This window comes from Microcoleus sp. D2_18a_D3, assembly GCF_036702455.1.
GTDB lineage: Bacteria > Cyanobacteriota > Cyanobacteriia > Cyanobacteriales > Microcoleaceae > Microcoleus.
Genome location: NZ_JAUBTK010000020.1, coordinates 90,357 through 97,069, shown reverse-complemented (window position 1 = coordinate 97,069; position 6,713 = coordinate 90,357). Strand labels below are relative to the sequence as shown.

At 44.3% G+C, this 6,713-nt stretch carries 5 protein-coding genes; 1 reads left to right on the top strand and 4 read right to left on the bottom strand.

What is annotated here, in order from left to right:
- Window positions 1–136: 136 nt before the first annotated feature.
- On the bottom strand, window positions 137–724 hold the full coding sequence (locus QUB06_RS12435; protein WP_333435510.1) for a hypothetical protein: 588 nt from the start codon (window positions 722–724) through the stop codon (window positions 137–139).
- 381 nt (window positions 725–1,105) lie between these two features.
- Window positions 1,106–1,735 carry a macro domain-containing protein gene (locus tag QUB06_RS12430; RefSeq protein WP_333435509.1) on the bottom strand — a complete coding sequence of 210 codons (630 nt, stop codon included), beginning with the start codon at window positions 1,733–1,735 and terminating at the stop codon, window positions 1,106–1,108.
- Window positions 1,736–1,863: 128 nt separating this feature from the next.
- Between QUB06_RS12430 and crcB the strand changes: the two genes are divergently transcribed.
- Window positions 1,864–2,262: a fluoride efflux transporter CrcB gene (gene crcB, locus QUB06_RS12425; protein ID WP_333435508.1), complete on the top strand. Its 399-nt coding sequence runs from the start codon at window positions 1,864–1,866 to the stop codon at window positions 2,260–2,262.
- A gap of 339 nt (window positions 2,263–2,601) precedes the next feature.
- Here crcB and QUB06_RS12420 read toward each other — a convergent pair whose 3' ends face one another.
- Both QUB06_RS12420 and QUB06_RS12415 read right to left on the bottom strand, forming a co-directional pair.
- On the bottom strand, window positions 2,602–3,576 hold the full coding sequence (locus QUB06_RS12420; protein ID WP_333435507.1) for a diguanylate cyclase: 975 nt from the start codon (window positions 3,574–3,576) through the stop codon (window positions 2,602–2,604).
- Window positions 3,577–3,586: 10 nt separating this feature from the next.
- The gene (locus QUB06_RS12415; protein WP_333435506.1) at window positions 3,587–6,682 is read right to left on the bottom strand and encodes a response regulator; all 3,096 of its coding nucleotides are present in this window, start codon (window positions 6,680–6,682) and stop codon (window positions 3,587–3,589) included.
- Window positions 6,683–6,713: the final 31 nt, after the last annotated feature.

Genomic DNA, 6,713 nt, shown 5'->3' with positions numbered 1-6,713 from the left:
TTGTCTGATACCCGTTAGTAGACGTTCCCTCTTTATCAATGCACTATTTGGTTATTTTGTCAATGCGTAAGTCCTAAATTCAATCTTTGTGGAACAGGCATCTTGCCTGTTCTTTAAAATGGTGTCATATCTGAGTTTAATGCTTCTTGTCAAAAAACGCCGTTAGCGCATTCCATGCAGACTTAGCGGTTTCTGTCAAGCGAGTGTTGATCGACTCAATTTGCTTCACAATAACGTGCCAATTCTTTTCAGCTTCCGTCTGAATGTGGTCAACAGCTTGTTCGATGCGATCGCGTTCGATCAATTTATTTTGTTCCACCGCTTCTCGCGCTTGTCGCACTGCTTTCAAATAAGCTTCGCGACTGACTTCGCCGGCATCTTGCACCTGCGCTTGCGCCCGCGTTTTAATCGCATCTACCACCAGCCAATTTTTCTCAGTTTCTTTTTTAATCAGCTTGACTGCTTCTGTGAATCTCTCGTGGGCGAGATCCTTATTTTCTTCGATCGCCCCGGAGGCTTTATTCACAGCTTTTAAATAAGCTTCGCGGGTGAGTTCGCCCGCTGCTTGCACTTCGGCGGTGGCGCGTTTTTTAATTGCTTCAAACAGCGCCGCAGTTTCTGCGATCGCCTCATCAGTCGCGTCGGGCATCTCTTGTTTGACGAGCTCCGTCGTTTCGAGAGTTGCCTCTAAAATTGGTTCCTCGGTTACTTTTGGATCTGTCATATCAATCTTCTCCTGTGGTAGTAAACATTTTCCAAAAATCTCACAGTCCCTGGATGCAGACTTTGTAGGTGTAGCGCCTGAAGGAATTGTGGTCTTTTATACAGACTTTGTAGGTATAGCGCCAGAAGGAATTCTGGCATTTAATAAGAACTAGGCAATTCTTGTTCCAGCTTTATCAACTTTTGTATCCGCGCTTACCTAGTTGGAATGACCTCAGTTCTATTACATTATATCTACCAAAGTTGCTCTCGTGTGTAGGATACCGCCAGCTTGCAGGTACGGTTTAGCGCACTTTAATTTTTGATAAGTCTCTATACCTAAAAAAACACACACCAATAAACTTGGTTTCTCAACACAATAAAACGGGCAAATTTAAGAGTTTCAATTTTCCAACTGCAAATCTTCGCGCTCGTCGGTATATAACAAGTGGTGACGCCTTTGAGCGTGAAGTAAAGATTGAGGAAATTCGTACTGAGATAAGAGGATATCTTCGAGGGCAACTTTCATTTGATTGGCGCAGATATCTGGCGGCACTTTGCCCATTCCCGTACCCATGCCGGGAATAGCGATAGTTTCAATGATATGTTTGACTGGCGTTCCATCTGGGACTGAGCCAAATTTTACGAGAGTCAAAATAGCGCGGGTTGCTAGATAAACATTTACTGTTTCTCTTAAAACTGTGGGAACGCGCATAATTGGGGCCGCTATTAAATAGGGAATTTCTGCATGATCGGTGTCTACAATTTCTGCCATTCCTACTAAGAGTTCGCCGTGATGTCGAGCCTGAATTAGTTTTTGCAAGCGTTCAATAACCTGTCCTCCAAAATATTCCGAAATTTCTAACTCTAAGCCGTCGTCCATGAAACCAAAACTATTCCCCGGACTAACAAGAGCATCACATTTCACATCAAATATGGAACCGTGATGTATCTTGACATTTTCCATACTGCCGCAAGTGCTTTCCCACGCTCTAACTAAGCCATCGTCTAAGGTAGCCAGCACAATTTGCATAAATACTCTCTCTTAATTTTAATTGCGAACACCTAGAGCGATCGCCAATTTAATCCTACAATACTTTACATAAGTCGGCTGAATCTAAAATCAATCTCAATTTCAACTAGCAAATGTCCAAGAGCTGTATGCAGCAATACCCCCATCTCAGCCACCCGATCGCCATTAGTTTAGGTGCCGTTGCCGGCGCTTTGAGTCGCTATTATATCACATTGTGGTTTGCCGGCCGTTTTAACACCGCTTTTCCCTACGCAACTTTTTTGATTAACATCACCGGTTGCTTGGGGATGGGATTTTTTATCACCCTAGCATCGGAACGGGTGCTGATTATTCCTCTGGAGGTACGGTTAATGGTAACAACCGGCTTTTTGGGAGCTTATACTACTTTTTCAACTTACGGTTTAGAGACGAATGTCTTGTGGCGCGATCGATCTTACAGCATCGCCGCTTTTTACTGGGCAGGCAGTGCCATACTAGGAGTAATTGCAGTTCAGTTAGGCATCATTTTAGCACGAATTGGCAAATAGATAAAATCGGTTTGTGCAAATAATACCAGTTTAAAAAAATAATGCAACTGTAGGCAAATTATCCACCCATACAGCATCAGTCAGTCGATTTTAGCTCAGGATTGTGGAGAATATCTACGAATTTTTTTGATCGCACACACCCTTAACCTAATACAGGCAGAGCTTTTAAGGGGGTTGCTACCCTGTCAGATTTAGGTGTGATGAGCTATACTGCATCGTGTTTTCCGAATGAGGGGCTAAAGTCTTCAAGCTGTTTCTCTATCTTGTTTTCAGTTTACTCTTTCTCGGTTGAACTCACGTTTAATAAATAATGGTTATGGCGCTCCCATATCGGTGTTCTCAAAAGAACGGTTGAGGATTTAAACAGCGTTTGGTGCGTTTATGCTCGTACATTAGTTTGTCAGCCTTTGCCAGCAATTGTTCTAATAAAACTTCATTGTTTACATCCCCAAACTCCACACCAAGACTTATTGATATATAAGCTCGCTCGGACTGTTGATTAAAGCGATCTATATTTTCTTGCAGCCGAGCATGAAAATTAGTAGATGACTCATCCGAAAAATTAGGAATAAATAAAGCAAATTCATCTCCTCCCAGTCGAGCCACAATATCCGCCTCACGAAAGGTTTGCTTCAATATTTGAGCTGCGTCAACGATTACTCTGTCTCCCATCTCGTGTCCTAAAGTGTCGTTAATCTTTTTCAAACCATCTAAGTCAGCGAACAAAATAAAATAGGATGTTTGCGTGCGTCGAGCAATTTTTAGTTGTTGATCGGCTAGTAAAAAGAAGCCTCGTCGGTTATATAATCCAGTTAATTCATCGGTCACGGATAGCTGCCTTACTTCTGCTTCTGCCCTCAGACGTTCTTGGATTTCGTGTTCTAAACGTTGATTTTGTTCGAGCAGTTGTTGGCGTTGCTGTTGGATGAGTAATTGATTTTTTACTCGCATCAGCACTTCCTGCTCTTGAAAGGGTTTGGTAATATAGTCTACACCACCCAGTTCAAAGGCTTGTACCTTGTTTTCTACTCTTTCGAGCGCACTGATAAAAATAACCGGGATCTGAGCACTCGTTTCCGATGCTTTTAACTTTTGGCAGACTTCGTACCCATTCATCTCCGGCATATTGATGTCAAGTAAAATCAGACTCGGTGGATCGCGATGAACACCTTGGAGTGCCATTCTGCCGTTGAGCGCTTTACGCACAATATAGCCCTGTGATTCTAGAATTTTGGCTAACAAGCGCAGATTGTCTGGGGTATCATCCACGATGAGAATATTCGTTTCGGCGGCAAGTTTGAATATAGCTGTCATGGTCTTCTTCCTAAATCTGGGTGAGAGTTGCGATCGCTTCAAGCTGAAAGTTATCGACCAGAGATGTCATCGCCGCGATGAAATCTTGTTTGTCCTTGGGAATTTGAGCGATAAGTTGATAAAGCTTATTATCACTAAGATCGAGTGCTGCTTCATGAACTTCTGCAATCCACTTGGTTGGCATGGTTTTCAAGTCGGGAGTAAATATCTTTGGTGGCGAAGCTGATGAGTCTGGCCGAACTTTTTCGGCGTAGCAGTAGCGCACACCCAAGTGATGAGCTATTTTGTCGAAAAGTGTGTCTTCAGTAAACGGCTTGGCAATGTAGTCATCGCAACCGACTTGCAGGCTGGCGATACGATCGTCTTCAAAAGCATAGGCCGTTAGGGCAATGATGCGTGTCGTTTGTCTGTTGTCCTGTGACATTTGCTCTGAGTTATCTGCTGATGACTCATGACTAATGACTAATGACTGTTGTGATCGAATCTGTCTCGTCGCTTCATAACCATCCATGACAGGCATTTGAATGTCCATCAAAATCAGGTCAGGGTGCCATGTTTGCCAACGAGCGATCGCCTCTGCCCCATTTTCCACCGCACACACATCAAACCCAACTGACTCCAGCAGCGTCACCAGCAGTTGCCGATTTTCTGGAACGTCTTCTACTACTAGAATTCGGTAGATAGGTTGCCCCGGTTCGATCCCGATAATCCGATCGCTCGTTTCAGGTTCCTCTAAATCAACGGACTCTGGTAGTTCCAAAACGACTTTGCAGGTAAAAGTCGAGCCTTGATCCAGGGTGCTTCGCAGGGTGATATCGCCTCCCATCAGACGCGCAAACTCACGACTGATAGACAGTCCTAAACCTGTTCCTCGATCGTGACGACCGCGATTGGTTTGGATGAATGCGTCAAAAATCGATTCTAAATCTGAGGGGGAAATGCCAGATCCGGTATCCTCAACTTCGACACACAGGGTAATAGTTGGTTTAACGTCGGGTGGATTAGTGGCGCGATCGCAATTTGTACCGGATGGCATATCATCTGATGAAAAAGCTCGTCCGCGCAGGGCTATGCTTCCTGTTGTTGTAAATTTGATCGCGTTCCCAAGCAGATTAATCAAGATTTGGCGAAGTTTTGCTTGATCGCCACAGACATAACGGGGGACAGTAGCATCCCACTCGCTGCTCAGATGTAACCCTTTCTCACCCGCTTTGAGGGTGAACATCTCGTTAATAGAACCCAGCAGTCGATGCAGATTAAAACAGCTTGCACTTAGTACCAATTGCCCTGCTTCAATCCTAGACATTTGCAAAACATCGTCGATCAATGTCAGCAGGTGTTCTCCACTACGGGTAATGATCCCTAAATGCTCTTGAAATTCTTCTGGGATATAGGGGCTGCGGTTCATAAGCTGGGTAAATCCCAGAATCGCGTTGAGTGGCGTTCTGAGCTCGTGGCTCATGTTGGCAAGGAACTGGCTTTTGGCACGGTTGGCTACTGCTGCCCTTTCTGCAGCGTGTTCTAGGGCAGCTTGCGAAAATTCTAACACCGCCAGCATGAGGATATGTCTCATTTCGGCAGCAGCTTCTAACTCTGCAATCTGCCACGGATAAGACATCTCCCGCACTGTCTCTTGCCACCGTTCAAAGGATTGGCGGGGACACAAGTGCATTTTTCCAAGTTCGTCGATCGACACAGCATCCTGTGGATTACCTGCCCAGTTTATGGTTTGAATTTGTTCGGGTCGGAACCAAAGGATGTGATATGACTTTTGTATGGCGTAGGATAGCAAGATTGAGATTGCTAAAACACCGCTAGCTCGCTCTTTGAATTGCTTCCCTTGGGAATACAACTGAGACAAAGAAGCTGTTGCAAACACTCGTTCTTTGTTCTGTTGCAGCAACCACTGCACGAGTTCGTCAACCTCAGCTTCAGATGGTGTTTTACCCACCAATGTCAGACGACCATCGAGCATAATTGCAGCTCCCTGAGCATGAACTAAATCTAGCAATTGAGAAGCATTTTCGGTCAATACCTGTTCGATAAAATTAGAATCTCGCCGGAATGCCTGCTGAAGTTGATCCTGAATAGTTTTCACCTGCGATCGGTAAACGTTCAACTCTCGCTCTTGCTGATGCACCAGTTCGATCGAGGCAAATTGTCCTAAAAACTCACAGGTTTTGCGAGTGTCGTAATCTACCAATCGCGGGCTGTAATGGTGACAGGCAATTAATCCCCACAGCCGGCGATCGTCAATTAACGAAATCGTCAGTGTCCCAGCCACTCCCATATTCTGCAAATATTCAATGTGGTAGGGAGATACTCCCCTTAACACACAAGCACTTAGATCCTGGGGTGTATTGGTTAGGGGATGGTGGGTAGGAATTAGGCGGACCGGAGTGTAATTGATATTGGGAATTTGGCGTATCCAATTGCGGTAAAACAATTTGCGGGCGGGTACGGGAATATCGATCGCCGGGTAATGCAATCCCAGGTAGCTTTCTAGATAGCTTTCTTTCTCTTCAGCAATCACCACCCCATGATCGTCGGCTTCAAAGCGATAAATCATCACGCGATCGAACCCGGTAATGGCTTTCACTTCTCTAGCAATGGTTTGAGCTAAATCAGAAAGACCGATCGCAGTGCGAAAGTTGAGGATAACTGTTTGCAGACGATGATAGAAATCAATTGAATGATTCTTTTCAATAGGCAATTGGGCTTCAAGCTCCAGAATCAGCCCATCTGGTAGCTGATGCAGTGTGCTTCTAAATGTTTGAATTTTGCCGTCTTTTAGAGGTATTTTTAGCTCAAAACCATTATGAATGTTTAGTGGTTCTGAAGTTATATAACTGACAATTGTCTGTATTTGATCGTCCCCAAATAACCGTTGTAATGGCTGACCTAGCAATTCTTCTGCCGAAATGCCAAAAAACTGTTCTACATTTTCACTGATCTGTAAAATATTGAGGCTGCTTCCTTGCAGCAAAAAAACGATTCCGTGTGGCTGAATATGACCGGGAGCATACACGGATTCTTCGCTGCACTCCTCTAAAGTTATTAAATTGAAAGGAGTGATTTGGGAGAGTTTGGTAACGTTATGAGGCATTTTAGGTCAGTAATTTATTACAATAAAAATT

What these genes read in the sequence shown, in the direction of transcription:
- QUB06_RS12435 (WP_333435510.1), bottom strand. Translation starts at nt 724, where the DNA reads ATGACAGATCCAAAAGTAACCGAGGAACCAATTTTAGAGGCAACTCTC.
- QUB06_RS12430 (WP_333435509.1), bottom strand. Translation starts at nt 1,735, where the DNA reads ATGCAAATTGTGCTGGCTACCTTAGACGATGGCTTAGTTAGAGCGTGG.
- crcB (WP_333435508.1), top strand. Translation starts at nt 1,864, where the DNA reads ATGCAGCAATACCCCCATCTCAGCCACCCGATCGCCATTAGTTTAGGT.
- QUB06_RS12420 (WP_333435507.1), bottom strand. Translation starts at nt 3,576, where the DNA reads ATGACAGCTATATTCAAACTTGCCGCCGAAACGAATATTCTCATCGTG.
- QUB06_RS12415 (WP_333435506.1), bottom strand. Translation starts at nt 6,682, where the DNA reads ATGCCTCATAACGTTACCAAACTCTCCCAAATCACTCCTTTCAATTTA.